General features: G+C 57.3%; 2 rRNA genes. Both read left to right on the top strand.

The features are described 5' to 3' along the window. Nucleotides 1-2560: ribosomal RNA gene (locus AWQ68_RS40250) — 23S ribosomal RNA — on the top strand; the annotation flags it as partial. Between the two features lie 92 nt (nt 2561-2652). Then, nucleotides 2653-2769, top strand: a 5S ribosomal RNA gene (gene rrf / locus AWQ68_RS40245). Nucleotides 2770-2850 lie beyond the last annotated feature (81 nt).

Raw genomic sequence — 2850 nt, 5'->3', positions numbered from 1 at the left:
CCGTGAGGGAAAGGTGAAAAGCGCCCCGGTGAGGGGTCGTGAAATAGTACCTGAAACCGTGTGCCTACAAGCCGTAGGAGCGTAGACGTCTTCGGGCGTCTGTGATGTGACTGCGTGCCTTTTGAAGAATGAGCCTGCGAGTTATGGTGTGTGGCGAGGTTAACCCGTGTGGGGGAGCCGTAGCGAAAGCGAGTCTGAATAGGGCGTTTGAGTCGCATGCTGTAGACCCGAAGCGGGGTGATCTACGCATGGGCAGGTTGAAGCGTGGGTAAGACTGCGTGGAGGACCGAACCCACCAGGGTTGAAAACCTGGGGGATGACCTGTGTGTAGGGGTGAAAGGCCAATCAAACTCCGTGATAGCTGGTTCTCCCCGAAATGCATTTAGGTGCAGCGTTGCGTGTTTCTTGCCGGAGGTAGAGCACTGGATGGCCGATGGGCCCGACAAGGTTACTGACGTCAGCCAAACTCCGAATGCCGGTAAGTGAGAGCGTGGCAGTGAGACTGCGGGGGATAAGCTTCGTAGTCGAGAGGGAAACAGCCCAGATCACCGACTAAGGCCCCTAAGCGTGTGCTAAGTGGGAAAGGATGTGGAGTTGCTGTGACAACCAGGAGGTTGGCTTAGAAGCAGCCACCCTTGAAAGAGTGCGTAATAGCTCACTGGTCAAGTGATTCCGCGCCGATAATGTAGCGGGGCTCAAGTACACCGCCGAAGTCGTGGCACTCACGCACGTTGTGTGTGGGTGGGTAGGGGAGCGTCGTGCGACCGGTGAAGCGGCGGAGTGATCCAGCCGTGGAGGTTGTTCGAGTGAGAATGCAGGCATGAGTAGCGAATCAGAAGTGAGAAACTTCTGCGCCGGATGACCAAGGGTTCCTGGGCTAGGCTAATCCGCCCAGGGTAAGTCGGGGCCTAAGGCGAGGCCGACAGGCGTAGTCGATGGATAACGGGTTGATATTCCCGTACCCGCTGCGATGCGCCCATATCGAATCCAGTGATACTAAGGGTCCTTAGCCCCTGCTGTCCTTCGGGATGGTGGTGAGGGTGAACGCCTGGCCTGATCTGGTAGTAGGTAAGCGATGGGGTGACGCAGGAAGGTAGCCCATCCCGGGCGATGGTTGTTCCCGGGGTAAGCATGTAGGGCGGCAGATAGGCAAATCCGTCTGCCTTGTGCCTGAGATGTGATGCCGAGCCGATTGTGGTGAAGTGGGTGATCCTATGCTGCCGAGAAAAGCCTCTAGTGAGTGTCGTGGCGGCCCGTACCCGAAACCGACTCAGGTGGTCAGGTAGAGAATACTAAGGCGTTCGGGTGAACTGTGGTTAAGGAACTCGGCAAATTGCCCCCGTAACTTCGGGAGAAGGGGGGCCTCTGTTGGTGTAGGAGTTTTCCTCCGAAGCTGGTGGAGGCCGCAGTGGCCAGGGGGAAGCGACTGTTTACTAAAAACACAGGTCCGTGCGAAGTCGTAAGACGATGTATACGGACTGACGCCTGCCCGGTGCCGGAACGTTAAGGGGACCGGTTAGTCATCTTTCGGGGTGGCGAAGCTGAGAACTTAAGCGCCGGTAAACGGCGGTGGTAACTATAACCATCCTAAGGTAGCGAAATTCCTTGTCGGGTAAGTTCCGACCTGCACGAATGGCGTAACGACTTCCCCGCTGTCTCAACCACAGACCCGGTGAAATTGCACTACGAGTAAAGATGCTCGTTACGCGCAGCAGGACGGAAAGACCCCGGGACCTTCACTACAGCTTGACATTGGCGTTTGGAGCGTCTTGTGTAGGATAGGTGGGAGACTGGGAAGCTCTGACGCTAGTTGGGGTGGAGTCATTGGTGAAATACCACTCTGGTCGTTTTGAACGTCTAACCCGCGCCCGTGTATCCGGGTGGGGGACAGTGTCTGGTGGGTAGTTTAACTGGGGCGGTTGCCTCCTAAAGGGTAACGGAGGCGCCCAAAGGTTCCCTCAGCCTGGTTGGTAATCAGGTGTCGAGTGTAAGTGCACAAGGGAGCTTGACTGTGAGACTGACGGGTCGAGCAGGAGCGAAAGCTGGGACTAGTGATCCGGCATCGGCTTGTGGAAGCGGTGTCGCTCAACGGCTAAAAGGTACCCCGGGGATAACAGGCTGATCTTCCCCAAGAGTCCATATCGACGGGATGGTTTGGCACCTCGATGTCGGCTCGTCGCATCCTGGGGCTGGAGTAGGTCCCAAGGGTTGGGCTGTTCGCCCATTAAAGCGGTACGCGAGCTGGGTTTAGAACGTCGCGAGACAGTTCGGTCCCTATCCGCTGCGCGCGCAGGAGACTTGAGAGAGGCTGTCCCTAGTACGAGAGGACCGGGACGGACGAACCTCTGGTGTGCCAGTTGTTCCGCCAGGAGCACGGCTGGTTGGCTACGTTCGGAAGGGATAACCGCTGAAAGCATCTAAGCGGGAAGCTCGTCTCGAGATGAGGTCTCCCACCCTTGTGGGGTAAGGCTCCCGGTAGATGACCGGGTTGATAGGCCGGAAGTGGAAGCGCGGTAACGTGTGGAGCTGACCGGTACTAATAGGCCGAGGACTTGTCCATAGATGTTCGCGTCGACTATGCGATTCAGAGACTGCAAGCGGTTCCGCTCGCGCTTTTGGGTGTGGGTGGCCTGGTTGTGTGTTTCATAGGGTTACGGCGGTTATAGCGGTTGGGAAACACCCGGTTACATTCCGAACCCGGTAGTTAAGCCTTCCAGCGCCGATGGTACTGCACTCGGGAGGGTGTGGGAGAGTAGGACGCCGCCGGACAATTTTTGTTGAGAGGGCCGCCCCTTTTGGGGTGGCCCTTTCTTCGTTTCCGGGGGTTTTTCTTCGTGTGGGGGTCTGTGG

Origin of the sequence: Microtetraspora fusca, from assembly GCF_001570365.1 — a bacterium.
Lineage (GTDB): Bacteria > Actinomycetota > Actinomycetes > Streptosporangiales > Streptosporangiaceae > Microtetraspora > Microtetraspora fusca.
The sequence above is the reverse complement of the archived record's forward strand: the minus strand, read 5'-3'. Positions and strand labels throughout refer to the sequence as shown.